The sequence below is a fragment of the Sinomonas soli genome (assembly GCF_054782415.1).
Genome location: NZ_BAAGSN010000004.1, coordinates 332,463 through 358,475 on the forward strand (window position 1 = coordinate 332,463; position 26,013 = coordinate 358,475).

At 69.6% G+C, this 26,013-nt stretch carries 27 protein-coding genes and 2 pseudogenes; 12 read left to right on the top strand and 17 right to left on the bottom strand.

What is annotated here, in order from left to right:
* Both ACYVKZ_RS04840 and ACYVKZ_RS04845 read left to right on the top strand, forming a co-directional pair.
* Entirely contained in the window at nucleotides 1-1,026 is a 1,026-nt protein-coding gene (locus tag ACYVKZ_RS04840) for a glycosyltransferase family 2 protein (RefSeq protein ID WP_460990933.1), read from the top strand.
* Complete coding sequence (locus ACYVKZ_RS04845; protein WP_460990934.1) at nucleotides 1,023-1,484, top strand: GtrA family protein; 462 nt, start codon at nucleotides 1,023-1,025, stop codon at nucleotides 1,482-1,484. The genes ACYVKZ_RS04840 and ACYVKZ_RS04845 overlap by 4 nt, the downstream gene beginning before the upstream one ends.
* Here ACYVKZ_RS04845 and ACYVKZ_RS04850 read toward each other — a convergent pair.
* The gene (locus ACYVKZ_RS04850; RefSeq protein ID WP_460990935.1) at nucleotides 1,471-3,510 is read right to left on the bottom strand and encodes a DUF6541 family protein; all 2,040 of its coding nucleotides are present in this window, start codon (nucleotides 3,508-3,510) and stop codon (nucleotides 1,471-1,473) included. The two genes, ACYVKZ_RS04845 and ACYVKZ_RS04850, sit on opposite strands and share 14 nt — an antisense overlap.
* Before the next feature lie 102 nt (nucleotides 3,511-3,612).
* Between ACYVKZ_RS04850 and ACYVKZ_RS04855 the strand changes: the two genes are divergently transcribed.
* Genes ACYVKZ_RS04855 through ACYVKZ_RS04865 form a run of 3 tightly spaced genes read left to right on the top strand, consistent with a single transcriptional unit; the run spans nucleotide 3,613 to nucleotide 5,706 of the window.
* Entirely contained in the window at nucleotides 3,613-4,392 is a 780-nt protein-coding gene (locus ACYVKZ_RS04855) for a glycosyltransferase family 2 protein (protein WP_460990936.1), read from the top strand.
* The gene (locus ACYVKZ_RS04860; protein ID WP_460990937.1) at nucleotides 4,389-4,820 is read left to right on the top strand and encodes a DUF2304 domain-containing protein; all 432 of its coding nucleotides are present in this window, start codon (nucleotides 4,389-4,391) and stop codon (nucleotides 4,818-4,820) included. Before ACYVKZ_RS04855 ends, ACYVKZ_RS04860 begins: the two co-directional genes overlap by 4 nt.
* The gene (locus tag ACYVKZ_RS04865; RefSeq protein ID WP_307003904.1) at nucleotides 4,810-5,706 is read left to right on the top strand and encodes a glycosyltransferase family 2 protein; all 897 of its coding nucleotides are present in this window, start codon (nucleotides 4,810-4,812) and stop codon (nucleotides 5,704-5,706) included. Before ACYVKZ_RS04860 ends, ACYVKZ_RS04865 begins: the two co-directional genes overlap by 11 nt.
* Nucleotides 5,707-5,796: 90 nt before the next feature.
* On the opposite strand, the gene ACYVKZ_RS04870 is transcribed toward ACYVKZ_RS04865, so the two are convergent.
* The 4 genes from ACYVKZ_RS04870 to rfbA form a co-directional block, all read right to left on the bottom strand.
* Nucleotides 5,797-7,221, bottom strand: a complete 1,425-nt coding sequence (locus ACYVKZ_RS04870) for a lipopolysaccharide biosynthesis protein (RefSeq protein ID WP_460990938.1) — start codon at nucleotides 7,219-7,221, stop codon at nucleotides 5,797-5,799.
* Nucleotides 7,218-8,228: a glycosyltransferase family 2 protein gene (locus tag ACYVKZ_RS04875; protein ID WP_460990939.1), complete on the bottom strand. Its 1,011-nt coding sequence runs from the start codon at nucleotides 8,226-8,228 to the stop codon at nucleotides 7,218-7,220. Before ACYVKZ_RS04875 ends, ACYVKZ_RS04870 begins: the two co-directional genes overlap by 4 nt.
* Before the next feature lie 69 nt (nucleotides 8,229-8,297).
* Nucleotides 8,298-10,571, bottom strand: a complete 2,274-nt coding sequence (locus ACYVKZ_RS04880) for a GH25 family lysozyme (RefSeq protein ID WP_460990940.1) — start codon at nucleotides 10,569-10,571, stop codon at nucleotides 8,298-8,300.
* Nucleotides 10,572-10,708: 137 nt separating this feature from the next.
* On the bottom strand, nucleotides 10,709-11,572 hold the full coding sequence (rfbA, locus tag ACYVKZ_RS04885; protein ID WP_460990941.1) for a glucose-1-phosphate thymidylyltransferase RfbA: 864 nt from the start codon (nucleotides 11,570-11,572) through the stop codon (nucleotides 10,709-10,711).
* Nucleotides 11,573-11,625: 53 nt separating this feature from the next.
* Between rfbA and rfbB the strand changes: the two genes are divergently transcribed.
* The 3 genes and pseudogenes from rfbB to ACYVKZ_RS04900 form a co-directional block, all read left to right on the top strand.
* Nucleotides 11,626-12,621 carry a dTDP-glucose 4,6-dehydratase gene (rfbB, locus tag ACYVKZ_RS04890; protein WP_460990942.1) on the top strand — a complete coding sequence of 332 codons (996 nt, stop codon included), beginning with the start codon at nucleotides 11,626-11,628 and terminating at the stop codon, nucleotides 12,619-12,621.
* Complete coding sequence (locus ACYVKZ_RS04895) at nucleotides 12,618-14,066, top strand: sugar nucleotide-binding protein (protein WP_460990943.1); 1,449 nt, start codon at nucleotides 12,618-12,620, stop codon at nucleotides 14,064-14,066. The genes rfbB and ACYVKZ_RS04895 overlap by 4 nt, the downstream gene beginning before the upstream one ends.
* A 117-nt stretch (nucleotides 14,067-14,183) precedes the next feature.
* Nucleotides 14,184-15,104 (top strand): annotated as a pseudogene (locus ACYVKZ_RS04900) (CpaF family protein); the annotation flags it as partial.
* Here the strand turns inward: ACYVKZ_RS04900 and ACYVKZ_RS04905 are convergent.
* Nucleotides 15,073-15,414, bottom strand: coding sequence for a DUF6804 family protein (locus ACYVKZ_RS04905; protein WP_460990944.1), 342 nt, complete (start codon nucleotides 15,412-15,414; stop codon nucleotides 15,073-15,075). The pseudogene ACYVKZ_RS04900 and the gene ACYVKZ_RS04905 sit on opposite strands and share 32 nt — an antisense overlap.
* Nucleotides 15,415-15,527: 113 nt before the next feature.
* On the opposite strand from ACYVKZ_RS04905, the pseudogene ACYVKZ_RS04910 reads away from it, so the two are divergent.
* A pseudogene (locus ACYVKZ_RS04910) lies at nucleotides 15,528-15,635 on the top strand (hypothetical protein); the annotation flags it as partial.
* 70 nt (nucleotides 15,636-15,705) lie between these two features.
* Here the strand turns inward: ACYVKZ_RS04910 and ACYVKZ_RS04915 are convergent.
* The 3 genes from ACYVKZ_RS04915 to ACYVKZ_RS04925 form a co-directional block, all read right to left on the bottom strand.
* The gene (locus ACYVKZ_RS04915; RefSeq protein WP_460990970.1) at nucleotides 15,706-16,602 is read right to left on the bottom strand and encodes an SHOCT domain-containing protein; all 897 of its coding nucleotides are present in this window, start codon (nucleotides 16,600-16,602) and stop codon (nucleotides 15,706-15,708) included.
* A 469-nt stretch (nucleotides 16,603-17,071) separates the two neighbouring features.
* On the bottom strand, nucleotides 17,072-17,365 hold the full coding sequence (locus ACYVKZ_RS04920) for a hypothetical protein (RefSeq protein WP_460990945.1): 294 nt from the start codon (nucleotides 17,363-17,365) through the stop codon (nucleotides 17,072-17,074).
* A gap of 155 nt (nucleotides 17,366-17,520) precedes the next feature.
* A complete protein-coding gene (locus ACYVKZ_RS04925) occupies nucleotides 17,521-18,654 on the bottom strand; it encodes a hypothetical protein (protein WP_460990946.1) in 1,134 nt (377 codons plus the stop codon).
* A gap of 258 nt (nucleotides 18,655-18,912) precedes the next feature.
* Here ACYVKZ_RS04925 and ACYVKZ_RS04930 point away from each other — a divergent pair, with 258 nt between their 5' ends.
* On the top strand, nucleotides 18,913-19,224 hold the full coding sequence (locus ACYVKZ_RS04930) for a hypothetical protein (protein ID WP_460990947.1): 312 nt from the start codon (nucleotides 18,913-18,915) through the stop codon (nucleotides 19,222-19,224).
* A 40-nt stretch (nucleotides 19,225-19,264) separates the two neighbouring features.
* On the opposite strand, the gene ACYVKZ_RS04935 is transcribed toward ACYVKZ_RS04930, so the two are convergent.
* The 4 genes from ACYVKZ_RS04935 to ACYVKZ_RS04950 form a co-directional block, all read right to left on the bottom strand.
* Entirely contained in the window at nucleotides 19,265-19,807 is a 543-nt protein-coding gene (locus ACYVKZ_RS04935) for a hypothetical protein (RefSeq protein ID WP_460990948.1), read from the bottom strand.
* Between the two features lie 31 nt (nucleotides 19,808-19,838).
* Complete coding sequence (locus ACYVKZ_RS04940; protein WP_460990949.1) at nucleotides 19,839-20,135, bottom strand: DUF4193 family protein; 297 nt, start codon at nucleotides 20,133-20,135, stop codon at nucleotides 19,839-19,841.
* Between the two features lie 189 nt (nucleotides 20,136-20,324).
* A complete protein-coding gene (locus ACYVKZ_RS04945; protein WP_460990950.1) occupies nucleotides 20,325-21,107 on the bottom strand; it encodes a polysaccharide deacetylase family protein in 783 nt (260 codons plus the stop codon).
* A 451-nt stretch (nucleotides 21,108-21,558) separates the two neighbouring features.
* Nucleotides 21,559-22,431 carry a hypothetical protein gene (locus ACYVKZ_RS04950; protein ID WP_460990951.1) on the bottom strand — a complete coding sequence of 291 codons (873 nt, stop codon included), beginning with the start codon at nucleotides 22,429-22,431 and terminating at the stop codon, nucleotides 21,559-21,561.
* A gap of 368 nt (nucleotides 22,432-22,799) precedes the next feature.
* Here ACYVKZ_RS04950 and ACYVKZ_RS04955 point away from each other — a divergent pair, with 368 nt between their 5' ends.
* Together ACYVKZ_RS04955 and ACYVKZ_RS04960 are read left to right on the top strand one after the other, a co-directional pair.
* Nucleotides 22,800-22,961, top strand: a complete 162-nt coding sequence (locus tag ACYVKZ_RS04955; protein WP_460990952.1) for a hypothetical protein — start codon at nucleotides 22,800-22,802, stop codon at nucleotides 22,959-22,961.
* A gap of 143 nt (nucleotides 22,962-23,104) precedes the next feature.
* On the top strand, nucleotides 23,105-23,902 hold the full coding sequence (locus ACYVKZ_RS04960; RefSeq protein WP_460990953.1) for a chitosanase: 798 nt from the start codon (nucleotides 23,105-23,107) through the stop codon (nucleotides 23,900-23,902).
* An 8-nt stretch (nucleotides 23,903-23,910) separates the two neighbouring features.
* Here ACYVKZ_RS04960 and ACYVKZ_RS04965 read toward each other — a convergent pair whose 3' ends face one another.
* The 4 genes from ACYVKZ_RS04965 to ACYVKZ_RS04980 form a co-directional block, all read right to left on the bottom strand.
* A complete protein-coding gene (locus ACYVKZ_RS04965; protein ID WP_460990954.1) occupies nucleotides 23,911-24,285 on the bottom strand; it encodes a hypothetical protein in 375 nt (124 codons plus the stop codon).
* A gap of 77 nt (nucleotides 24,286-24,362) precedes the next feature.
* The gene (locus tag ACYVKZ_RS04970; RefSeq protein ID WP_460990955.1) at nucleotides 24,363-24,506 is read right to left on the bottom strand and encodes a hypothetical protein; all 144 of its coding nucleotides are present in this window, start codon (nucleotides 24,504-24,506) and stop codon (nucleotides 24,363-24,365) included.
* A 90-nt stretch (nucleotides 24,507-24,596) separates the two neighbouring features.
* Nucleotides 24,597-25,163 (bottom strand): hypothetical protein, encoded by a 567-nt coding sequence (locus tag ACYVKZ_RS04975; protein ID WP_460990956.1) that lies wholly within the window; start codon nucleotides 25,161-25,163, stop codon nucleotides 24,597-24,599.
* Nucleotides 25,164-25,467: 304 nt separating this feature from the next.
* Nucleotides 25,468-25,872: a DUF6804 family protein gene (locus ACYVKZ_RS04980; RefSeq protein ID WP_460990957.1), complete on the bottom strand. Its 405-nt coding sequence runs from the start codon at nucleotides 25,870-25,872 to the stop codon at nucleotides 25,468-25,470.
* Between the last annotated feature and the right edge of the window lie 141 nt (nucleotides 25,873-26,013).

Sequence of the window (26,013 nt, forward strand, 5' to 3'; positions counted from 1 at the left end):
GTGCTTGAGAACATGGGGGACACCGACCGACCGTCCGCCGGACTGATGAGTTTTGTCCTCCCTGTCCACAACGAAGCGGCGAACGTGCACCCCCTGCACTCACGCCTCACCGCGATCGTGGAGCGGCTGGGCTGCGACGCCGAGTTCATCTACGTCAACGACGGCAGCCGGGACGAGTCCCTCGGGGTGCTCCGCGGCTTGGCCGGACGGGACCCCCGCGTGGTGGTGATCGACTTCTCGCGGAACTTCGGCCACCAGATCGCCGTGACGGCCGGGCTCGACGAGGCCCGGGGCGACGCCGTGGTCATCATGGACACCGACCTGCAGGACCCGCCCGAGGTCGTGTTCGACCTCGTGGCCGCCTGGCGGCGCGGCGCCGACGTCGCGTATGCCCAGCGGCGCACCAGGAAGGACTCCTGGTTCAAGCGCACCACCGCCGCCGCGTACTACCGCCTCCTGCGCAGGCTCTCCGACATCGACATCCCCGCCAACACCGGCGACTTCCGGCTCATCGACCGCCGGGTCGTCGACGAGCTCAAGAAGTACCGCGAAGTGGACCGGTACCTGCGCGGGATGGTCAGCCACGTCGGCTTCACGCAGGTCGCGGTCCCGTTCGACCGCGACGAGCGGCTGCACGGCGAGACCGGGTACCCGATGGCCAAGATGCTCAAGCTCGCAGCGGACGGCATCCTCGGCTTCTCCACGTTCCCGCTCATGGTCATCTCCAGGATCGGCTTCCTCGCCTCCGGCCTCGCCGTCCTGGGCGCGCTGTACGCGCTCGCCATGAAGCTGTTCGCCCCCCAGAACGTCGTGGACGGATGGACCTTCATCGTCATGAGCGTGCTCTTCGTGGGAGGACTCCAGATCAGCATGCTCGGGATCCTCGGGCAGTACATCGGCCGAATCTACCGCGAGGTGCAGGACCGGCCGCTGTACACCGTGCGCTCGGTGTACCGGCACGGGGAGGGGCGGCCGCCCGCGGCCGCGCCCGCGCCCCGCGGTGCGGCGCGCGTGGGCGACGCGTGAGGACGGAACTTCCGCGCCCGGGGACCGCGGCGCTGGCCAGGGTCTTCCGCTTCGTGGTGGTCGGCCTCGTGAACAACGCGGTCGGCTACGGGCTCTTCGTCGTGCAGTCCCTTGCCGGAGTGGGGCACACGGAGGCCATGACCGTGAGCTACGTGGTCGGCATGGCGGTGAGCTTCTGGGGCAACCGTGCCTGGACGTTCGGCCACGAGGGGCCCCTGTGGCCCACCGTCTTCAGGTTCCTCGGCGCCAACGCCGTGGGCTACGCGGTCAACTACGGTCTGCTCAACGCGCTCGTCGAGGTCTGGGGCTGGCCCCAGATCCCCGCCCAGCTGGCCGCCACGGTGGTCGTGGCGGCCTGCACGTTCACCCTCATGCGCCTCTGGGTCTTCCCTGCGGGCCGGGCCGGGCGCCGTGCGGCCGCGGCCGAGGAGGCCGAGGAGCCCGCTAGGGACAGGTGACCCTGAACAGCCGGGCATGTCCCACCTCGGCCACGAGCTTGACGCCCGGGGCCGAGTCGGTGGCCAGATCGTTGAGCCCGACGAACGGGTCGTCGGACGGGATGACCGTCTTGTCGCCGAAATCGAGCGCCCAGTAGGCGCGGAGTTCCTTGATCGCGGGGCACACGCGCGAGTTGTAGGCCGCCTCGTCCCAGTGGTTGAGGACCATCGCCTCGGTGGGGCTCCGGTCGCCGAAGACGTGCGGGGCCACCGTGCGCCGGTCCTCGAGCGCGTACACGAGGGAGCCTCCCATGAGCGGGTTGGCCACGATGGTGTCGCCCGCCGGGACGATGCCGGGGACCTCGTCGAGCAGCGCGCGCTCGTCCGAGTCGACGAGCATCGAGTTGCCGTCGAGGGTGAAGACCTGGTGGATGCGGTCCTGGACGCTCGAGAGCGTCCCTCCCTGGGAGCCGATGCCCATCGCGAGGATCACGAGGGACACCACGATCGCGGTGATGCCCTGCCATCGCGGCGCGGCGGAGTCGGCGAACCTGCGCAGGCGCGTGGTCCCTGCCGCCCACTCCCGCGCGAGCTCCAGCCCGGCGCGGATGCGCCACAGGAGCCACTCGGCGCCGAGGATGGCGACAGGCAGGGCCACGACCGGCAGGATGGCCGCGAGCCGGAAGCTGTCGTTGTACCAGACACCGGTGAGGAAGGTGCGCAGGGACCCCGGGTTCCAGCTCGAGACGACCACATAGAGCGCGCCCCCGATCGCGTACATGGCCAGCACCCACCAGAGGCGGCGCAGCTGCCGTGCGAGCACGTACAGGCCGATGAAGGTCAGGGGCGTGAGGATCCAGGCGACCGTGGTGCCCATCGGAGCATTGGCGAGGACCTCGCCGATGGCGCGCGCGTTGGACTGGAAGGGGGCCCACGGGGCGGCGCTCAGGCTCGGCCGCAGGAGGTACCAGATGCCGGCCACGCCGACCGAGTAGACGAGCGCAAAGGCGCCCCAGAGGCGCAGGGCGCGGCGCGACGTCGTCCGTCTCCGCCAGGCCCCCCACGTGGCGAGGAAGCGCGCCCAGACCACCGGGAGCGCGAAGCCGAGGAGGCCGATCGCGGTCGAGGGGTGGGTGAGCGCGAGGCCGGGGAAGGTCGCCACGAGGGCGAGGATGGGCGCCAGGGGTGACGACGGCTGGCTGCGCGCCATGCCGAGGGCCTCGATCGCGAGCCCGAGCACCGCAGGCATCAGCGCGATGGCGGCGTGGTTCGGATAGAGGACCCCGAACGCCACCATGAGGTAGGGGAAGGCGCTGAAGCCTGCTGAGAGGGCTCCCGCGGCCATGAGCGGGACCGGGCGGTACCCGACGATGCGGCTGATCATGAACAGGCACGAGAGCGGCCAGACGAGGGCGCCGATCACGATCGTGGCGACGTTGACCACGACCGGCACGGGGCCGCCGGCCACCTGCAGGATGAGTGCCATGGAGTCGTGCATCGCGGCCGGGTAAAACGAGTGGGACGAGTCCGTGAGGTTGCCGAGCGTGAGCGACGAGCCGTTGGCGTGGTCCTCGATGTAGCGGATCGCGTTGAGGTGGTAGATGTTGTCGAACGTCTGCGAGAAGTCCTCGGGGGCGCCGAAGCCGAGGATGTACCGGCGGCCGATGATGAAGGCGGCGAACGCCACCGACAGGGGCACTCCCACCCAGACGATCCACCGGCCGAGGTCGAGGTGTGTGAGCGGACCGTTGGAGGCCAGCACCCCGGCACCGTCCCGCCGGGGGGAGTGGCGGCGCCACAGGAAGCGCACGGCGAGCGCCGCGAGGGCGAGGACGGCCGAGACCACGAAGTAGACCACCGGGTTGAAGGGGAGCCGTACGAACGGCGCCACCACGGCCGTGCAGCCCGCGACGGACGCGGAGACCGGGGCGGCCAGCGCGACGAGGTTCAGCCGCCTGACGCCGGCTGCCGCGAGCACCGCCAGACCGGGCCCGAACATCACCACCAATGCTGCCGCGAAGGTCGGGATGGTCTGGATCCAGGTCATCTGGTGAGGCTCCTCGCGTCGGTCAACCCCCCTAGTATGCCCTGTCGTACTGGGTCCGACGTGCAGGGGGAGGGCCGGGCGCACTTGGTATAGTTGCCAATCATGGGTACACCGAGGCGATCAGGCGCGCTCATCATCATGCCCGCCTGGAACGAGGCAGAAGCCATCGGGGGCACCATCCAGACTGTGAGGGCCATCGTCCCGCACCACGACATCCTGGTCGTGGACGACGGCTCGAAGGACGCGACGGCGCGGATCGCCGCCGAGGCCGGAGCGGCGGTCCTGAGGCTGCCGTTCAACCTCGGCGTCGGCGGGGCGATGCGCGCGGGCTTCAAGTACGCACTGCGGAACGGCTACACCCGCGCCATCCAGGTCGACTCCGACGGCCAGCACGACCCCCACGACATCGATCGGGTGCTCGCCGGGCTCGAGCACGCGGACATCTCCATCGGAGCCCGCTTCGCCGGGCGCGGATCGTACGACGCGAAGGGCCCGCGCCGCTGGGCCATGGTCGTCCTCGCGAAGGTCATCTCCGCAGTGGCCGGGACGCGCCTCACGGACGTCACCTCCGGATTCCGGGCCGCGAACCTCAAGGCACTCCACCAGTACATGGAGCACTTCCCGGCCGAGTACCTCGGCGACACCATCGACTCCCTGGTGGTGGCCGTGAAGTCCGGGTGCAAGGTCATCCAGGTCCCCGTGGAGATGAAGGCCCGGCAGGCCGGCACCCCGAGTCACAGCCCGTGGAAGGCGACGATCTACTTGGCCAGATCAGGTCTCGTGCTCTGCTTCGCGCTCGCACGTCCCCGCACCAAGATGCCCGCCGAGATCACCGCGCCCGCTGCCGGTGACATCGCCGGGGAGACGGGGGCCTCCGCGTGAGCGTCGCCTTCTCCCTCGTGATCGCCGTCTGCATGGTGCTGGCCGTGCTGGCCATGCTCCGTTCCGGCAAGCTGCGCGAGAAGTACGCCGTCCTGTGGCTCGTCGTCGGCGGCCTGACGATCATCCTCGGCATCTTCCCGAGCCTGCTGGACTGGGCGGCGTCCCTCGTCGGCATCAAGGTTCCAGCGAACCTCCTCTTCGCCCTCTCGATCGTGCTCCTCGTCGGCGTCGGGCTCCACGTCTCGCGCGAGCTCACGGTCCTCGAGGAGGAGACCAGGATCCTCGCCGAAGAGGTCGCCATCCTGCGCCAGTCCGTCGACGTGCTCCGCAAGGGCGGCACGGCGTCGGGCGAGGCCCCCCAAGACCCGACCGCAGTGCACCATCCCGCACGCCCGATCGCATCAGAAGAGGTTGACAGTGACCATTGACGTGATGTTCCCCTACTACGGGGACGTTGCCATGATGAAGGCCGCCGTGGCCTCCGTGCTCAGCCAGGAGGACGAGGACTTCCGTCTGACCATCGTCGACGACGGGTACCCGGACGAGACCCTGCCGGAGTACTTCGCCAACCTCGTCGACGGCGACCCGCGGGTGCGCTACTTCCGCAACGAGAAGAACCTCGGCGCCAACGGGAACTACAAGAAGTGCCTGTCCCTCGTCGAGCACGACGTCGTCGTGGTGATGGGCGCGGACGACATCATGCTGCCCAACTACATCGGCACGGTCCGCAAGGCGTTCCAGAACCCGGACGTGGCGATCGTCCAGCCCGGCGTCGAGGTGATCGACGAGAACGGCAGCGTGTACGAGCCCCTCGGCGACCGCGTCAAGGCCTTCCTGCGGCGTCTGGCCGTCGGCGGCTCGTCCGAGGCCATCATCGAGGGCGAGGCCATCGCCGAGAGCCTCATCACCGGCGACTGGCTCTACTTCCCGTCGGTGGCCTGGCGTGCCGAGGCGATCCTCAAGCACGACTTCCGCGAGCAGTACAACGTGGTCCAGGACCTCGCCCTCGCGATGGACATCATCATGGACGGCGGGAAGATGCTCGTGACGGACACGGTGTGCTTCCAGTACCGGCGCCACCGCGAGTCGGACTCCTCCGTGCGTGCCCTCGACGGGCGCCGGTTCGCCGAGGAGCGGGCCTTCTTCGACGAGTGCGCCGCCGACTTCGCGCGGCTGGGCTGGACGAGGGCGGCCCGTGCGGCCCGCGTCCACCTCACCTCGCGGCTGAACGCGGTGTCGCTGACCCCCAAGGTCGTCCAGAAGCGCATGTGGCCCGGGCTGAAGAGGCTGACCGCCCACGCGCTGCGGCCGTAGCCGGCCCCAGGCACAGACACCGGCGGCGCCGGACCGGAGGAGGGTCCGGCGCCGCCGGTCTCTGTGGTGGCCGAGCCGGCCGACGGCGGATCAGCCGATGACGGCCTTCAGGCGCCCGGAGCGCCACAGCCAGAGGGCGGCGGCAGCGAACGCGACCAGCGCGGCGGCGAAGGTCCCGACGCCGAACCAGAAGTCGGTGGGCAGCAGGAGCATGAGGGCGCAGACCGCGAGGCTCGCCACGAGGCCGACCACCATGATCTTCGCGTCCATCAGGTGGCGGCCGTGGCGGCGTGCGGCCGCCATGTAGGCCAGCCCCAGCAGCACGAAGGCCAGCACCTTGGTGGCCCCCACCCAGAACAGGCTGCCCGCGGAGGCCGGGACGAGCGTGACCGCGAGGTCCACGACGGCGACGGCCGGGGTCACCAGCGCCATGAGCCGGGTCCGCCCGATGGCCACGAGCTGGGTCGTGCCCAGCAGGAAGACGATGTACCCCATGGCCATCGCCGGCATGATCCGGGCGAGCTGGAGTTGCTCGACGGTCGGATCGTGCGCCAGGATGTTCGCGGCCAGCACGGCCGACGCGCTCGCGGCGACCGCGAGCGCCACGCCGACCGCCACCCCCTCGACCATGATGCGGCGGACCGCGCCCTTCGCGTCCTCGCCGCGGTGCGCGAGGATGGCCGTCTCCCACACATTCGCCAGGGCCATGATCACGGCGAGGGGGCCGAGGGCCATGGGCAGCATGGCGCCGTACCTGCCGTAGAAGGCGGGCCCATGCAGGGCGGTCAGGATGAATGATTCGCCTTGGAGCATGAGCACGAGCGCCACGCTGTGGGGGAGCATCGGCGCCGAGGTCCGCAGCGCGGCGCCCACCAGCCCGGGGAAGGCGAAGGGCCTGCCGGGCTTCGAGGCGATGAGGCTGGCCACCGAGGTCAGTGCGACGACGACGGCGAAGGCACCCATGTAGGCGGCGGCGCTGCGCGAGACGAGGAGCACAGCGGCGAGGCCCGCGAGGTGGCCGAGCGTCTGCGCGCCGATCGTGATCCCGACGAAGGCCAGGGCGCGGTGCTGCGCCCTCAGGACGGAGAGGCACATCTGGATTCCGCCCAGGAGCCCCACCACTGCGAGCGCGATCACCGTGGAGAGGTCGTCGGCGAGCCGTCCTGCCGCGGCCGCCAGCCCTACGGCGACCCCGACGCCCAGCAGCCCCAGACCTGCGCTCTGCAGGATGCCGAAGCCGGACAGGGATGCCGCCTTGCGCGGGCCCTCAAACCCGTCGAAGTAGGCGCGGGTGATGATGAGCGGGAGGCCGACGAGGATGACGATCAGGGCGACCGACACGAGGGAAATCGAGAACGAGACCCGTCCCCACTGCTCCGGGTCGAGGGTCCGCTGGACGAACGGCTGGGTGATCAGGGGGCCGGCGCCCTGGGCGACGGCGGCCAGCAGGTAGAGGAACCGGTGGCTGGCCGGCGCCGCCGTGACGGCCACCGCCTGTCCGGAGTCTCGGCTCATGCCCCGAGCTCGTACTGGCGCCGGATGTAGGACCGGTACGCCGAGGCGTAGAGGGCCGGCGCGAACCGCGCTGCGACCGCCGAGGCCGCGATGACCGGGGCGCAGGCGAAGACGTCGGGAAGGTCCCTCAGCCGGACCTTGTCCCTCAGGACGGACGAGAGGGACGCGACGGTCGTCTCGTCGGCGCCGCCGGCGAGGGCGCCGGAGAGCACGACGACGGCGAGCGTGGTGCGCATGGTGCGCCAGGACCGCTGTGAGACGAGGGGGGCGACGGCGGGGTTGAGGCCCTCGCGGAGGAACGTCTCGGTGTCCGTGACGAAGTCGGCGGTGAGCTTCTGTGACCACGTGGTCGAGGCCGCGTCGACGTAGTAGGCGTAGACCGGAGTGGCGCTGAACCGCACCTTGGTGCTGTAGGAGTAGGCGGCGGCGTTGAAGATGATGTCCTCGTAGCGCCGGATGTCCTCCCGGTGCCGCACCGCGTCGAAGAGGTGCCGGCGGTAGAGCTTGCCGTGGTTGTAGTTCCAGATGCGCTCCTGGAGGAGCGCCTCGACCGCCTCGAGGCCGGTGAGCGTGCCGGCCACGCGGTCTGGGCGGACGCTCTCGCGCCCGCTGGCGAGCTTGGCCACGTGGGCACCGGCGGCGACGTCGACCGCGGGGTCCGCGGCAAGCGCGAGGAGGTGGTCCAGCGCGGCGGGGAGCAGCTCGTCGTCGCTGTCGAGGAAGCCCACGAAGTCGCCCGACGACGCGGTGACGCCGGCGTTCCGGGCCGCGCTCGGGCCGGAGTTCGCCTCGAGCGAGATGAGCCGGATGCGCTGGTCGCCGGTGGCCGCGATGTAGTCCCGGACGGTGTCCGCGCTGGCGTCGGTGGAGCAGTCGTCGACCACCACGGCCTCCCAGGCGCCGACGGTCTGCGCGCGGAGGCTGTCGAGGGCCCGGCCGATCACGGCGGCCCCGTTGTACAGCGGGATGACGAGGCTCACTCGGGGCGTGGGCGCTGGGCTGGTCACGGTGCTCCCATGATCGGAACGGGCGTAGGCTGGTCGGCGCGCGAATCGCGCACCGACCAGCCTACCCGCTCAGGAATAGGAGACGACGGCTCCACCGGTCGCGGTCCACGAGATCGTGCCGCCCTGGTATTTCTGGTAGCACGAGCTCGAGGACGAGCAGATCTCGGAGGTCGTGGGGTACCCGAGCCGGCTGTTCTCGAAGCCGAGGTTCGCCCACGCGTTCCGGATGGCTCCCCACGTGCTCAGCTGGGCGCCGGTGGCGGGGCTCCAGACGATGCCGCCGCCCTGGAACATCTGGTAGCAGCCGCCCCTGACGAGGCCGCACGTCTCGCCGCTGGAGGTGGGATAGCCCATGCGGCCGTCCTGGAAGCCGGTCGCGGCCCAGGCGTTGCGGATCGCGCCCCACGTGCTCAGCTGCGCGCCCGTGGCGGGGCTGTAGTTGATGGCGCCGCCCTGGAACATCTGGTAGCAGCCGCCGTTGACCTGGCCGCAGACCTTGCCGGTGGTGGGGTAGCCGAGGACGCCGTTCTCGAAGCCGTTGGCCCCCCAGGCATTGCGGATCGGCCCGTACAGGCTCAGCTGGGCACCGGTGGCAGGGCTGTAGTTGATGCCGCCGCCCTGGAACATCTGGTAGCAGCCGCCGTTGAGCTGCCCGCAGACCTTGCCCGTGGTGGGGTAGCCGAGCGCGCCGTTCTCGAAGCCGCTGGCGCCCCACGCGTCCCGGATGGGGCCGTAGATGCTCAGCTGGGCACCCGTCGCCGAGGTCCAGTTGATGCCGCCGCCCTGGAACATCTGGTAGCAGCCGCCGTTGACCTGGCCGCAGACCTTGCCCGTGGTGGGGTAGCCGAGGATGCCCCGCTCGAAGCCGTTCGCTCCCCAGGCGTCTCGGATCGGTCCGTACAGGCTCAGCTGGGCACCCGTGCCCGGGCTGTAGCTGATGGCTCCTCCCTGGAACATCTGGTAGCAGCCGCCGTTGAGCTGCCCGCAGGTCTGGTCGGTGGTGGGGTACCCGAGTGCGCCGTTCTCATAGCCGCTGTTGGCCCACGCCGTCCGGACTGCCCCGTAGTAGGTGGGCCGTGCCCCCGTTGCGGAGCTCCAGTTGAGGGCCCCGTTCTGGAAGAACTGGTAGCAGCCGCCGTTCTTCAGCCCGCACGCGATCCCGGACGTCTGGCCGCCCAGGCCGGTGTAGGCGCTCGCGGCGGCGCCCATGGAGGCGCTCGGATCGGCGTCGCCGTAGGTGGCGAAGCGCTTGAGCCCCGAGTAGTCGCCGTTCCAGACGTTGGAGTCGCCGGGGAACGGGCCGCTCGAGCTGTACTGCCAGACGCTGAAGTTGCCCCAGCTCGCGGGCAGCGTGCCCGGGCCCGAGGTGTTGTACGCCGCGATCCAGAGCGGATTGTTCGAGAAGGCGGCGGAGTTGCCCGTGCAATCGGTCCACCACTTGGTGGCGGAGTAGATCACTGGCAGGCGCCCTGTCAGGCTGAGCATGGTGTTCGAGAAGTCTTTGATCCACCCGACGATCTGGGAGGCGCTCATGTCGTAGCAGATGTTGCCCATGTAGACGCCGTTGATGGTCTGTCCGGCATAGGGATTCCACTCGATGTCGAGCACCGGCGGCAGGGTGATGCCGTCCGGGGTCCAGCCGCCGCCGTTGCCGACGAAGTACCTGGCCTGGTCGGCGCCGGAGGACCAGCTGGGGTTTGCGAAGTGGTAGGCGCCGCGGATCATGCCCGCGCTCTGCGAGCCGAAGTACTGCGAGGAGAAGGTGCTGCTGGTGAAGTAGTTGCCCTCGGACGCCTTCACATAGGCAAAGCGGACGCCCTGGCTGTACAGGCCGCCCCAGTCGACGTTGGGCTGGAACCCGCTGACATCAACGCCGGAGATGCCCCACGAGGGCTGCCATGCTCCGGGGAGGAGGCCCGGGACGCCCATCCCGCGCGCGTTGTTCCCGCCCTTGTTCTTCGACTGGGGGTTCGCCTGGCCCATCTTGGCTCCGGGACCGATGAGGCTGCGCATCGCGGCGCGGGCGGAGGGGTCCTTGCCCGCGTCCTCGGGGTCGCGGGTGCCCGGCTTGGTCGGCGGCGCGGACGACGACGCCGGGCTGGGGGTCACCGCCGGGGGCGCCGAGGGCGTCGTCGCGGGCCCGGACGCCGGGGCGCCCGGTGCAGGCACGCCGGGCTTCGGCGCGGGGGAGGTCGGGCTGGGGGTGGCAGGCGAGGTCGGCTGCGCGGTGTCGGCGCTGGCCGGCAGGAGTGGGCCGAGCAGGAACCCGACGGCGAGGACCGCGCTGATCGCCGTGGCGGGAAGGACCCGGTTTCGGCGGCTGGTCCAGAACGTGTGCAGCATGACGTATCTCCAAGAGCTTCAGGAGCCAAAGACTCCGGGGCGCTCGGCGAGCGTAGCACACATGTTGTTGAAGTGAATTGCGTGACCAGTGTGAATAATGATAGTGCAGAAAATTCTGTCGGCTGCGGTGCCCCGGGTCAGCCGCCCAGGAGGCCGAGGAGGTAGGTGCCGTAGCCGCTCTTGGCGAGTTTGGCGGCGCGGGCGCGGAGTTCGTCGTCGGTGAGGAAGCCCTGGCGCCAGGCGATCTCCTCGGGGGCGCCGATCTTGAGGCCTTGGCGGTTCTCGATGGTGCGGATGAAGTTGGAGGCGTCGTTGAGGTCGGCGAAGGTCCCGGTGTCCAGCCACGCGGTGCCGCGGGGGAGGACCTCGACCTGGAGGGTTCCGGCCTCGAGGTAGGTGCGGTTGACGTCGGTGATCTCGAGCTCGCCGCGGGCGGAGGGCGTGAGGGACTTGGCGATGGCAACGACGTCGTTGTCGTAGAAGTAGAGTCCGGGGACGGCGTAGTTGCTCTTGGGGCTGGCGGGCTTCTCCTCGAGCGAGACGGCGCGGCCGTCCTGGTCGAATTCGACGACGCCGTAGGCGCTGGGGTCCTTGACCCAGTAGCCGAAGACGGCGGCGCCGTCGATGTCCTGGTGGCGGCGCAGCTGGGTGCCCATGCCGGGGCCGTAGAAGATGTTGTCGCCGAGGACGAGGGCGACGGTGTCGTTGCCGATGTGGCCCTCGCCGAGGAGGAAGGCCTGGGCGAGGCCGTCCGGGGAGGGCTGCTGGACGTAGCTGATGGAGATCCCGAAGTCGGCCCCGTCACCGAGGAGGCGGCGGAAGTGCGCGGCGTCGTCGGGGGTGGTGATGACGAGGATGTCCCGGATCCCTGCCAGCAGGAGCGTAGAGAGCGGGTAGTAGACCATGGGCTTGTCGTAGACGGGGACAAGCTGCTTGCTGACGCCGAGCGTGATGGGGTGGAGTCTGGACCCTGTTCCCCCGGCCAGGATGATTCCCTTCATAACGGTCATCATGTCGGTTCCGGGGGGACTTTCCCAACCGTTAGATTCATTTCATGCGATTGCTCGTCACTGGGGGGGCTGGTTTCATCGGCTCGAACTTCGTCCATTTCGTCCTCGACCGGACCGACCACCATGTCACCGTGCTGGACAGGCTCACGTATGCGGGGAACCTCGATTCCCTCCGGGGGCTGCCGGGGGCGCGGTTCCGCTTCGTCAAGGGCGACATCGCGGACGCCGCACTGGTGGACGGGCTTGTCAGCGCGGCAGACGCCGTCGTCCACTACGCGGCCGAGAGCCACAACGACAACTCGCTCCACGATCCGCGGCCGTTCCTCGAGACCAACATCATCGGCACGTACACGCTGATCGAGGCCGCCCGCCGGCACGGGACGCGGTTCCACCACATCTCCACGGACGAGGTGTACGGCGACCTCGAGCTGGAGGACCCGGGGAGGTTCACCGAGCAGACCCCGTACAACCCCTCGAGCCCGTACTCCTCCACGAAGGCCGGCTCGGACCTGCTCGTGCGGGCGTGGGTGCGCTCCTTCGGCCTGCGGGCCACGATCAGCAACTGCTCGAACAACTACGGCCCCTACCAGCACGTGGAGAAGTTCATCCCGCGCCAGATCACCAATGTCCTCGACGGGGTGCGGCCCAAGCTCTACGGGGAGGGCCGGAACGTGCGGGACTGGATCCACGCGGACGACCATTCCTCCGCGGTCCTGACGATCCTGGAGAAGGGCCGCATCGGGCAGACCTACCTCATCGGCGCCGACGGGGAGAAGGACAACAGGAGCGCCGTCGAGCTGATCCTGAAGGAGATGGGGCACTCCCCGGACGCGTACGACCACGTCGTCGACCGGCCGGGACACGACCTGCGGTACGCCATCGACTCCACCAAGCTGCGCACCGAGCTCGGCTGGACCCCGCAGTACTCCGACTTCGAGGCGGGCCTGGCGGCCACGGTCCAGTGGTACCGCGACAACGAGAACTGGTGGCGGCCGCAGAAGGCCGCCGCGGAGGCCAGGTACAGGGAGCAGGGCCAGTGACCGCGGTGGACGGCCAGATCGAGTTCTCCAAGCCCCTCACCGCGCACGGGACGACCATTCCCGGCGTCGTGCTCTACGACCTCCCCGTCCACGGCGACAACCGGGGCTGGTTCAAGGAGAACTGGCAGCGGGAGAAGATGGCCGCGCTCGGGCTGCCGGACTTCGGGCCGGTGCAGAACAACATCTCCTTCAACGCCACCGCCGGCACCACCCGCGGCATCCACGCCGAGCCGTGGGACAAGTTCATCTCCGTGGCCACCGGGCGGGTCTTCGGCGCATGGGTGGACCTGCGCGAGGGGCCCTCGTTCGGGGCCGTGTTCACCGCCGAGCTCGACCCGTCGAAGGCGATCTTCGTCCCGCGCGGGGTCGGCAACGCGTTCCAGACGCTCGAGGACGGCACCGCCTACACGTACCTCGTCAACGACCACTGGTCCGCCGCCGCGCAGGGGGAGTACACCTTCCTCAACCTCGCCGACGAGACCGCCGCCATCGCCTGGCCCATTCCCCTCGACCGCGCCGAGCTCTCGGAGAAGGACCGCGCCCACCCGCGCCTGGCCGACGTCACCCCGATGCGGCCGCGGAAGGTCCTCGTGCTCGGCGCGGACGGCCAGCTCGGCAAGGCACTGCGGAAGGCATACGACGGCGCCGCGCACCTCGAGTTCGCCTCGCGCGGCGAGTTCGACCTCGCCGACCCGGCCTCGTACGCGGACCGGAACTGGAAGGACTACACGGCGGTCGTCAACGCCGCCGCCTACACCGCCGTCGACGCGGCCGAGACGCCGCAGGGGCGCCGGACGGCCTGGGCCGTCAACGTCACCGCCGTCGCGCAGCTCGCCCGGATCGCGGTCGAGCACCGGCTCACCCTCGTCCACGTCTCCAGCGACTACGTCTTCGACGGCGCCGAAGCTGTCCACACCGAGGACGAGCCGTTCTCCCCGCTCGGCGTCTACGGGCAGACCAAGGCCGCCGGCGACGCCGTGGCCTCCGTGGTGCCCCGGCACTACATCGTGCGGACCTCGTGGGTCATCGGCGACGGCAAGAACTTTGTGGCCACCATGGCAGACCTCGCCCGCCGCGGCATCGAGCCCTCCGTGGTCGAGGACCAGATCGGCCGGCCGACGTTCACCGCGGACCTCGCCGCGGGCATCCGCCACCTGCTCGAGGGCAACGCCCCCTACGGGACCTACAATCTCACCGGCGCCGGCCCCGAGGCCAGCTGGGCCGACGTCGCCGCCGACGTCTTCGCCGCCGCCGGCACCGACCCGGCCCGCGTCCACCGCGTCTCCACCGCCGAGTACTTCGCCGGCAGGGCCGCCGCCCCCCGCCCCCTCCGCTCGACCCTGGACCTGGCCAAGATCACAGCCACCGGCTTCCACCCCACCCCCTGGACCGACCGCCTCCACGACCACCCACTGGCCGAGGAGGAGGGGGACGCCGCGGGGTGACCGCAGAGTTGTCCACAGGGCTCGCCCAGGCCGAGACGGGGGTTTACAGAATCCGTTAGGCTGAGGCTGCTGCCGGGTAGGGGCCCGGCGCGAAGGGCGCACCCGGGGGGGAAGTCTGTGGATGCTCTGCGCATGGTCGAGGGCGAGGTCAGAGAGCTCATCAGGCTCCGTGGCGTCGATCCGCTGCGGGAGGCCAGCGAGGTCCGGCGCCTCGTCGACGCGGCAGTGGTGGACTACGACGAGCGCGCGCTCCGGGGTGCCGTGCCGCCGCTCGGCCCGCTCGACGCCGCGCGGAGGGCGGTCTTCGACGCGGTCGCAGGTTTCGGCCCGCTCCAGCCGTTCCTGGACGACCCCGCCATCGAGGAGATCTGGCTCAACGCCCCGCACGAGGTCTACGTGGCCAGGGACGGGGAATCCGAGCTGACGGGCGTCACCCTCACCGAACAGGAGGTGCGCGACCTCGTCGAACGGATGCTCAAATCCTCGGGCCGGCGCCTCGACCTCTCGAGCCCCTTCGTCGACGCGGCGCTCCCCGACGGCTCGCGCCTGCACGTCGTCATCCCGGATGTGACCCGACGCCACTGGGCCGTGAACATCCGGAAATTCGTCGTGAAGGCGAGCCGCCTCGAGCACCTTGTCGAGCTCGGTTCCCTGAGCCACCAGGTGGCGAGGTTCCTCTCGGCCGCCGTCGCCGGGGGCCTGAACATCCTGGTCTCGGGCGCTACGCAGGCGGGCAAGACAACCCTGCTCAATTGCCTCGGTGCCGCGATCGGCTCACGGGAGCGGGTCGTCACGGTCGAGGAGATCTTCGAGCTGCAGTTTCCTCTGCGCGACGTCGTCGGCCTCCAATGCCGCCAGCCCAATCTCGAGGGCAGTGGCGAGATCCCGCTCCGCCGGCTCGTCAAAGAGGCACTGCGGATGCGGCCGGACCGACTCGTGGTCGGCGAGGTCCGCGAGGCCGAGAGCCTCGACATGCTGATCGCCCTCAACTCCGGCATCCCGGGCATTACTCGTGCACCATACACGAACGCCCTTGACGAACGCGGCTGGAATCTGGCGACGTGGTGGCGGACCGAGCTCGGGCCCGCGGCTTAGAGGCCTTCAGCTTCACGGCGGCGACGATGAACACTATGAGCGCCCCGAAGTCCGCGGCAGCCCAAAAGCTCCGGGTCGAGTAGAAAGGGACGAGCGGGTTGAACAGGACAGCGATGGCTACGAATACGGCCGCCCAGCCGGTGCCATGGTGGCCGCCTGCCGTGACGGCCGTCCAGACGACCATGGCGGCCACCGCCCAGTAGAAGTCATACGTGGCGCCGAGCCGCCTGACGAGCAGGAAGAACCCTGCCACCAGCAGGCCCAGGCGGCGGGGTAGACGATCACAGGCTCGACCGCTTCAAGCTGGTCTTCGGTGTACCTTGGCGCGGGGTGCCGTTCCCGCGCGTAGTTGTACTGGTCGCTCATGTGATCCCACTTGATCGGCCTCTGGAAGTCCCGCTCGCCCGGGCGCTGCACGCGGCCGTGAAGGTGGGGGAGGAGATCCTCCCGGAGCACTTCGACCAGGTCGCGGCCGTGCTCGCGTTCACCATGGCCTTGAAGGAGCGGGGCCGCCGGGGTGGGTTCCACCCTGCCCGGGCGCCGGTCAGCCGCCTAGGACCCGCCGCTTCTGGGCCTCGAACTCCTCGGTGGTCAGCGCGCCGCGGTCGCGGAGGTCGGCGAGGGCCGCCAGTTCCGATGCCACGCTCGGGACGGGGGCCGCCACGGGGGAGGGGACTGGCTGGGCCACGCGGTTCCTGGCCTGGTAGTCCAAGATGAGGCCTAGGACAAGCAGCGCCGCCCCGAACGCGATGACGCCCCAGTAGATCACCGCGTACGTGGAGGACAGGGACACGCACTGGGCCATGTAGTCCGTGCGGGGCAGGCCGGCGAAAGCATCGGCGATGCTCTTTCCGGCCGCCGTGGTGTGGCCCGTGAAGGCCCCATCGCAGTTCGGGCCCACCGGGATCACGAACCCGGCCGTCAGGCCGCCGAGAATCACCAGCAGGCCGCCGACGAACGGCCACGCCGGCCCCGCTGGACGCTTCGCCCCGCGCTGCACCGCCCGTACCGCACCCTTGGCCGGCCACACGGCGAGCAGCACCCCGCCGAGGAACACCAGGACGCCGAGCACGACCACCGTCCACCATAGTCCCACCATGTGCGGGGCCGCGGCCTGGCAGGCGACGAGCGCATCGACGGACCCTCCATTCAGCATCGCAGCCCGCGCCGTCTCATCGTGGCCGAACGGGCCCGAGCACAGTTCCCCGACCGGGACGACCCGCCCGCCCACGGCGCCGGCGAACACCAACCCGGCCCCGGCCCACAGAGGGGCCGCCGCGATCCGCAGCCTCCGCACCACTGGGACGGGTAGGCGCCCGAACCGCCACACCAGCCCGATCAGGAGGACGGCCAGGCCCGCCCAGACCAGCGACCACCACAGGAACGCCTGCTGGTCAGCGGCAGCAGTGCACACCTCCCGGTACCTCGTGGTCAGGGTCATGGCCACGGCCCGGGCACTGTCGGCCCGGCGCGCCTCGTCCTGCGGCAGGAACGGCGCCGCGCAGAACTCCCCGACCGGGGCGAGCAGGCCCGGCGAACCCGGCCAGGACGAGCGCAGCCCCAGCCCACACCGGCCACAGGCCGGGACGACGTACTTCCTTCATGCTTCCCCCTAAAGAATCGGGCCCCTCCCCGGGGGCCAATCCAGTCTGAATCGTAGCCGTCACGTTGCCCCTCCCGTCCCATCGGCACGGGCGTTCACGCAGCCTCCGCCGTGCCGGCGATTTCGGCAAGCACCGCGGGCAGGTCGTGCGCGAGCCGGATCGCCTCGGTCTTGGGGATGGAGTGCCGCTGGGCGATCTCCCGCCAGGGGAGCCTGCGGGCCCTCGAGGCGCTTGAACGCGACGGCTGCGGGCTCGCCGGCGAAGTAGGTGGTCATGGGCCCCTGTGTGCGGCCCCGGGCCGCGGGCCTAGACGGTCGCGGTGAGCTGCTGCGCGGTGAGGGAGCGCAGGTCCGCGGCGAGGGCCGCCATCGCAGCGGTCGGCTCCACCGGGGCAGTGCCGTCGCCAAACCAGTGCGCCCATACCCGGGCCACGGTCTCAGCGGTCACCGGTTCGCCGGCGGCCAGCAGGGCCGCGAAGCCGCGCGCCTCGGGAGCGTACTCGTCCTCCGGGGCACCGTGGGGCATCAGGTGCTCGAGGTCGTGCTCGGCCAGGCACCGGACGGCAGCGTCGACGAGGGCCGGGGAAGGGTGGGAGTACATGGGCCCGATGCTACGCAGGCGGTCCGACAGAGCGGCCGGCCTGCACACTCGACTCGGCCGGGACCGCCTCTGCCGGCTTCTCAAAGAAAACACCGGCATCTGAACCTCGTGCCAGCGACATGAACGGTAGCGATCCAGCTGCCCTGATAGGTGGGCTAGTGACCGCAGAAGATGCCGTCCAGTCCCACGCCGTCGTCGTTCAGACTGGTGTCGAACGGGATCCCGACTTCAAGTGGCACGCCTTGCTCGAGCCCGTGGAAGTTGCCGGAGCTGTTCGAGACGGCGGCCTCGCCCTGAAGGAATGAGACACTGACCAGGCCGGCGTCGCACCTGATTGCCGAGACGCTCTCGATCTGCACCGTAAGGCAGCCACCGGTCCATCCCGGCTTGCAGGCTGCCGTCCCCGTCGGCTCCCACCTGAAGTACAGGTCCTCGCTGTACTTCAGCCAGCCCGCTGACTCGACCGCGTGGCGCAGCTGCGCCTCCCGTGGGTCCGTGGGCAACAGGTAGGGGTTCGCATCTGACGTGGGCTGCTGCGCAGCCGCCGCGGCCGCGGGGGAGGGCCGCGGGATCGAGGCCACGGCGACCGCCGCGACGACAGCGAGCAGTGCGATCGACACCAGGCCAGCCAGCGTCCACCGTTGTCTCTTCTGTTGGTGTGCCGCCCCCGGGGTGGGGTAGTCACGTGCGGCGCTGATCGGTGCGAGTTGGCCGTAGGCCGGGGTGAGCGTCCCCTCAGCCGGCTCGGGTCGGTGCCTGCCGGATCGTCTCGTGATCGCCGCGAGCACCTCGGCTGGGCGTCCACGGTCCGGTCCCTCGAGGAGGAGCTCGAACTGGTCGATGTAGGGGGTGTATCTGGCGTCGATGTCCACGATGATGGTGGGCCGGGAGCGCAGGGGTGCCCGCACGCTGCCCAGGCTGATGGATCCCACACGGTCCCAGGGGACGAGCCCGAACCAGGTCTTCTTCCGGATCCCGAAGACCTCGATGCCCTCGTCATCGGCCACGAGCAGCACATAGTCCCCGTCCCGGGTCCTGGCCATCGACTGTCCGGGCTTGAGGAACAGGCCCGTGTAGAGCTGCGAGGCGAGGCATCGCACCACCACGGCCCCCGGGCGGGCAGCGCGGATCTCCTCGACGGCCCGGGCGGCATCCGCAGCGCCTGCGGCCAGGGCGATGGGGGCTATGACGGCGGCGAGGCCCAGGCCGATGAGCATGTCTACCCAGGCGGTCCCCCCTCCGGGCTTTGTCGCCTCGAAGACGATCCGCGGCAGGACGAGGCCGGCCATAGCCACCAGCGTCCCGATCCGGACCCACCAGGGCGTGCGCTTCCTCGGCGATGGACCCATCCCATACCCCCCATTGAGACAGCCGGGCTGGCCGCCTGGTTTGACCTCCCACAGTCTGCCCGCCGCGGGCGAGGCCGTCCAGCAACATGCACGGCAGCGTCTCATGGATGGACAGTGGTCGGCGGTTAGCCGCCGGCTCTGGGGCAATCGCCGATGGAGCCCACCACGTATCTTTGGTTCTGGATCAAGGGGCATGGGATGGGCGACACGCTTGCGGTGATGGACCTCGTGTATACGGGGACGGTCGCCCTGGGCGCTGCCCTGATGCTGTTCCTCGCACTGGCGTTCATCGGCGCGTTGGTGATTGTCGTTTGCCTCTGGGGACTGACGGGCGCGCTTTCCAGACTCGCGTCGTACGGCTTCGTCCGCCGGGTTGGCGGAGGGAGAGCGCCCACGCACTGGCTTGCCGTCGGTGTTCGTCGCCTCCTTGGCCACCCGGGCGCTGTCGTCGGCGCGCGGTTGGAAGGAGAGCTCAAGAGCGAGCGGCAGGACCGATCGGCACTCCGGTAACGCGGTACACCTTCGGATGTCGCCCCTTCAGCCGCAGCCCTCAGGGCTGGGGCCGGGCCGGACCTCCAGGACCGGACTCGTGCCTGGACTCGGCCCGAGTCAGCGAGGGAGGGGCAGGGATGCCGTGCCCGGCCAGATACCCGGCCATCTCGGCAGGGACCCACTCGCGGGCGTGGTCGACGGCGTCCATGTACCGGCCGAACAGGGGGTTCTCCATCACCCGCTGGACGTCTGCCGGGCCGGGCTCACCCAGGATGGGCTCGATGAACTGCGGCGACTGGCCGGGGGCCGACTTGACGACCATCTCGGGCGCCTCCGCGGAGCCGGCGACGTGGTCGTGCACCAGCCACGTCCCGTCGTGGTAGACGCACAGGTTCCGGCCACCCCGCTCGTGACCGGCCGTCCGCAGAGTGTCAGGGACGGGCGTGTGCTCGTCACCCCGTTCGGTCAGCGGCCACATCGCCGCGTCCTTGACCCGCTCGACGAAGGCGGCCACGAGCGGGTCCAGCTCGGCCACGATCGCGGCGGCCTTTCGATACTGGGCTTCGAGTTCGGCGCGTGGGGCGGCGTGCGGAGTCGTCATGAGGCGGAGCATCCCATGCGATCCTGAGAGGTCAGCCCTCGCAGTCGCGGCAGTACTCGACCCCGCCCAGGACCACCTTCTGGGTGCGGTGGCGGACCAGGAAGCAGGACTGGCACACGAACTCGTCGGCGCCCTGCGGGATGACCAGGACGGTGAGCTCGTCGTTGACGATCTCGCCACCGGCCAGGCCTTCCTCGGCGGAGTCGTCCCCGTCGAGTTCGAGCACCACGGACCGCGGATCGGGCTTGTTGGCCGATTTCACGGCCTCCAGCGACTCATGCTGGGATTCCTTCACATCAGTGCGAAGTTCGTCGTAATCGGCTGCCACTTGGCGCGCTGTTCCTTCCAGAGAGCTGATGAGCGACGCAACATTACACCCGCGCGGTGCCAGTCGGGGGAGAAGGTGTCCAGTCTCACGCGGTCCGGCCGCCGCTGGGCACACCTCAGGGCCCCTATGGCTAGTGACAAGCCGTGGCAGCCTAACCTGGCTAGTGCGCGGCATGCCGGGTATTGGGCGCTACTGGGCGCCGATGAAGCGTTCGAGGTTGGCCACGCTCAGGCCCGCGGCGAGCACGGCGGTGCGGAAGGCAGCGAGGTCGGCGGCGAACTCGGGCCGGAAGTGCATGAGCACGATGTCCCCGGGCCTGAGCGACCTGCCCTGCTGGTAGTCCATGTGGCCGGCGTCGGCCTTGGCCTCCCAGTCGATGAGGGCCCGGATCCCCGCGGCCGCGCAGGCCCTGCGCATGGTGGTCGAGTGCGCCCCGCCCGGGGGACGGAAGAGTGTGGGGCGGCGGCCGAAGGTGGCCTGGGCGTAGTCCTGCATGCCCTGGATCTCGGCCAGCTGGTAGGAGTAGGGCTTGGTCGACATGCGCGTGTCATGGCTGACCGTGTGGTTCTCGACGAAGTCGCCCTCGCGGACGAGCTGGCGGAAGTAGGCGGGGTCCTCCTGCACGAAGGACTTGGTGAGGAACATCGTCGCCGGGTAGCCGTAGCGGTGCAGCAGCTGAATAGCCTCGGGGCGCTTCGTGATCCCGTCGTCGATGGTGAGGAAGACCACCGGTTCCTTGGTGGTGACCCTGGTGATGACCGGGACAAGGCCGCCCTGGACAGGGGGCAGGCTGAAGTCCCGGACGACAGGTGCGGTGGCCGGCGCCGACGGTGCCCTGACGTCGATGGCTGTCGATGCCTCGCGGCCTCCTCGCGCTGGTGTGCACGCGGCGAGGGAGCCGATGGCTGCGGCCGACGTGAAGAACGCCATGGCGGCCCGGCGGGAGACGAGTCCGTCGTCATTGTGTGGCATTGCTTTCCTCCTCTGGGAGAGGACGACGCGGACGTCTCGACCTGCAAGGTTGCCGAGGCCATGGCGGCCGGGCCCGCTTCTGGAGGCAGGGACGATGATCTATTTGTACACGCGGAACGCGTCCCGGATAGGGATGCTCGGCCCTGTGGTCCGGAGGATCGGCGTACAGCCGTAGGGGCGGCATGAGCAGAACATCAAGGCGTCGAGCAGGGAAAGGGGCGCACCCTGCCGCCGAGGGCCAGGGCCAGGGCCACGGACTAACCCCCGCCCCCGATACTCATGGTGCTGGTCCTCGATGTCACCCGCCCGGGTCTGGTAACCGACCTGGCTGGTGGATGGCTTCCGGTGCTCCCGGGCTCAGTGGTCTCGTTCCCGGCCAGGACCCGGGTCCGCGCCCGGATGGCGGCCGCCGACGGGCCGTCATCCGGGACTGCGGGAGGGTGCTGGTCGTTCAGTAGATCGTCAGCCCGGTAAAGCTGTGGCCGACCTTCACACGGTGGCCAATTGTGCCAACGTCAATGCTCGGGTAGAACCATAGGTTGCCGTGGCTGTCCGTGGCGACGAGGTCCAGTAAACCGTCCACGTTCTCGAAGTCACCGTCGGAGACGATCCGCGTGTACTTGTTGAACCAGTTGCCGAGGTTGTACGACGCCCGCCGGATGGTCTTGCCGCGGTAGTCGTAGTAGGGCCACAGGGTGCCATCGGTGTACCTGACGTAGAAGTCGGGGTAGTCTCCCCCGATCTTCATGGACACCAGCATCCTCCCGGCCCATCCGTGGGCGACCCGCTGGCGGGGCAAGAATCCATCCGCGGGGTTCTTCGCCAGACGGCGGATCGGGTAACGCCAGAGTGTGCCGGAGCGGTCGATGGCCATGAGGCCCCACACCGTAGAGATGATGCTGGTCATGTCGTTCCAGCCGCCGCTGATCCGTGACGGCTTGAGCCAGCCGCCGTGGCCGTTCCCTGGGATGGCCCACAGGTTGCCCGCTTTGTCCCGGGCGAACACCCCGTTGTTGATGTTGTCCGATCCTGTATACCCGGGGCCCACGGGGATCAGCATGGTGTAGTTCCATCCGGTCGCGGATTTGATCCGGGGCTTGAGTCCGCGGTCGCCGTCGCCGGGGTAGATCCAGAGGGTTCCGTGGGCATCCAGTGCCAGGAGGTCGGGATTCCCGTCTCCGGTGTAATCACGGATGTTCGGGTAGCACGGTGAGGGACACGTTAGTGTCGCGGGCACCGGCGCGGCCTGGGCCGGTGCGGCGATCCCGGTTGCCGCGAGCAACAGCCCAACGGCGGTGGCCAAAATGCGCGGTGCTGTTCTCATGTGGGGACCATATTCCGCAAGGGGCCTCATGGCACGAGTACCTGATACTTGAAGTCCATGGATCGGGTTACTTGCCGGACAGCCACGGACAGCATGGCGATCCAAGGTGGCTTCGATGCTGGGTGAGAACGTCCCTCGGATCGGAACGTCCACCGTAACGCCTCGGCGCGGACAGGCAGCAGGAGGCCGACCGCACCGGGGCGCTCTGCGAGCTCCGCCGGTTGGCCCTCTCGGAGCGGCTGGGCGCTGGGTTGCGCAGGGACAGCTGACCAGCCACTGGTCCAGTAGCGACACATGGCATGCTGAGGGGGCGTCTCGCTGTCCCTTGAACCGGCGGGCGCCAGACGTTCCAGCGGGGGAGGGGTGGCATGGTGGACGGGCACGACGACAGCAGCATCCAGGGCGAGCTCGAGCACGCAGCCTGGGTCGCCGCCGAGCGCTCCGCCCGCGACTGGGCCGCCGGCCGGTACACACCCCGCTGGGTCAGCGCCCTCGCCGCCACGAGCCTGCCCCGACCGCAGCCGGGGTAGGCGTAGCTCAGACCGCGACCCGGGCGGTGGACGCCGGGGAGGCGGGCATGAAGCTGCTCGTCACCCCGTACGTGCCCCGCTCCGCCCTCGCGGCCTGACCGGTTCGTCGCTAGTCTCGGTCCCACAGGATCGGAGGCGGGCGGATGTTCGATCGACTGCGAAGGCGGCTGCAGGGGCGGCAGGAGCAGGCGGCCCGGAGTGACATCTTCGATCCGGTGCACAAGGAGATGGCGCTGAGGCTGACCTCCACTGCCGAGAACTCCACCCAGGACTGGACCTCCTCCTATGGGTACATCGAGGACATCGGCGACGGGCGCGGATACACTGGCGGCCTTGTCGGCTGGTGCAGCGGCACCGGCGACATGCTCGAGCTCCTGCAGGCCTACGCCAAGGCAGCCCCGGGCAATCCCCTCGAGCCGTACCTGCGGCCGCTCGAACAGGTCATGGCAGCCAAAGAGAAGGAGAGGGTCGCGCTGAGTCACCGCCTGTTGGATCCGTCGTTCGTCCCTGACTGGAAGCGGGCGGCCGCCGATCCTGCCTTCCAGAGAACCCAGCAGGAGGAACGGGACCGCGTCTACTGGGATCCCGCGCTGGCTGTAGCCGCCCGCGACGGCGTAGGACCCCTGGGCCTCGCCATCTACTACGACGTCTCGGTCAACCACGGCCCGGGCGACGACGATGAGTCCTTCGGCGGCATCCTCGCAGCGGCGAAGAGGGCACGGCGGCCCCCGAGCCAAGGCGGTGATGAGGCCGACTATCTCACCGCCGTCGTCAAGGCGCGCGTGGCGATCCTCAAGTCGTGGGGCGACTATCAGCGTCAGGGCCGGCAGGACATCCACTACAGCCTGCTGAAGGCGGGAAACCTCGGCCTCACACCACCCTTCAGTTGGTCCGTCTATGGCGACGAGTTCTCTCTGGATGGCTACCCGGAGCCAAGGTAGCCCCGTGGTCAGGTCTTCTTGCAGTAGCGGTCGAACGTGTCTGACCCGCCCTTGAGCCCTTCGAGGGCGGCGTCTGCCTCTTCCAGTGTGGCTTTGCCGCGTCGGTAGTTGGCCTCCACCTTCAGGCCCTGAGACATTCTGGCCAGCATGTCGTCCAGCTCCCAGGGTCCCTCGGCGCGCTGGTCGTCGAGGATCTGTCTGGCCTTGTCGATGTAGTCCGGCCCCTTCGACGAGAAGTTGTCCGAGGCGATGATGACGACCTGCGCCACCTGGCATGTGCTCTTGATGGCTTCCGGGTCGCTGGGCGGACGCTCGGCAGTCCCGCAACTGGTGAGGGCGAGGGAGGCGGCTGCGAGCAGGATGAGGGCAGGCGTGATCTTCAAGTGGTCCCCTGGGTGTGTTCGTGCTGGGTCCGGGTGCGCGGGCCGTTGGGCAGTAGCGGTGGCGGCGGTGCGGGCCGTCAGCGCTCGGTGAGGATGGTGAGCAGCGGCCAGCCGTCCGGGACCTGTGCCTCAAGCGCGGTCTTGGCCCCGTCATAGGAGTCTGCCTGCGCCTCGATGCGTTCGGTCTGGATGGGACGGATCGTCCCGAAAGGGTGCACCACATCCCGGATCCTATCGGCGCCCCGTGCGCGCCGGGACCGCGGCGCGGCTTTGGTGCCGAAGGTCACGCGGCCACTGACGCGACCGTGGCATCAGCCCTCACCGGGTGGCCCGTCGACGGGCTGCCGCCACGGCCCGAGCTCACGGAAGCGCCCGACCAGTTCGAGCGCCAGTAGAGCCGCGGCAATCAACCATGCAGCCGTGACGAGGAGAATCGGCCAGAGCCCCCATTGCGAAGGCCCATATTCGTCCCCTCCGACCCCAGTGGCAGCCTTCATGGTGATGCCTGTGTCTGCGCTGCCTCCCCTGCTTGGGGAAGGTGATGGCGTCGCCGCTACCCAGCGCTGTCCTTGGAAGGTGAGGCTGCCGTCCGAGTTCAGATTGGCTGAAGGCTGCTGGGGCTGGGCCGCCGGGGCGGCCTGGGGCGGCGGCGTGTTGGCCTGCTCCGCTGACAGGGCCAAGGAGCTCTGCATCAGGCCGATCTGCTCCTGAACCTGCCACAGGTAGATCCCCTGCCCGAGCGCGGGGATCACCACGGTCAGGATCGCAAGCACGAGGGTCAGCCGGCTGTGCTGCACCAATTGCTTCAGGCGCCGATCGCCCCGTGGCGACTTGGAGGCCGCGTTCAAAGGGGTCTCCCGCTGGTGCTGTCCCGTCACACCGGGAACCTAGCACTGGACGATCGCCCTGGCGGGGCAGTGGCGTCACGACACGAGCTTCATGACGGATCCGCTCTTCGGGCACATCGCCGCGCACAGGGCAGGTATGAGTACCCACACCCAGAATCGCGTCCACCGGGGCATCCCATTGAGGATGCACTGCCCGGCCTCCTGGCCGAGGGGCCACCCGTCCGGGCGACGAACCAGGCTGGGAGAGCACGAAGGGCACCCGCCTGGTGGACGGGTTCGGAGAGGCCGCACCCGAGTTCGAGCTCTGCTGGGACGACGCAGTCGACGGCTGAGGTCAGGGCCTGGGGGCCGGCTTGGACGCCTTCAGCTTCACCCCGGCGACGATGAACAGCACGAGCACCGCCATGTCCACGGGGAGCCAGAATCCGCGCGTGGAGTAGAACGGGATGAGCGGGTTGAAGAGCACGGCGACGGCGGCGAAGACGACCCCCCAGAGGGTGCCTTTCTGGCCGCTGGCGATCACGGCCATCCAGATCGCCATGGCTGTCACCGCCCAGCGCAGGGCCGTGTAGAAGTCGTACTGGGCCCCGATCACGCCGAGGAATAGCATGGCGGCCCCGATGGAGGCAGGCCACGCGGCTGGGTGCACGGTGACGAGGTCGACCCCTTCGAGCTGGGCCTCGGTGAAGCCGGGTGCTGCCGGGTGCCGTTCTTGTTGGAAGCCGTAGTCGAAGCTCATGTGATCCCCCTAGATCAGCCCCGTGGCGGGGGCGGTGCGATACAGGGATCGTACAGCGGGCGAGTCAGCGCCCCGTGCCCCGTTACCTTTCTCGTGGCTCCCTGATCCGTGAGGATGAGGGTGTTGGCCGGTCGGGTTCCG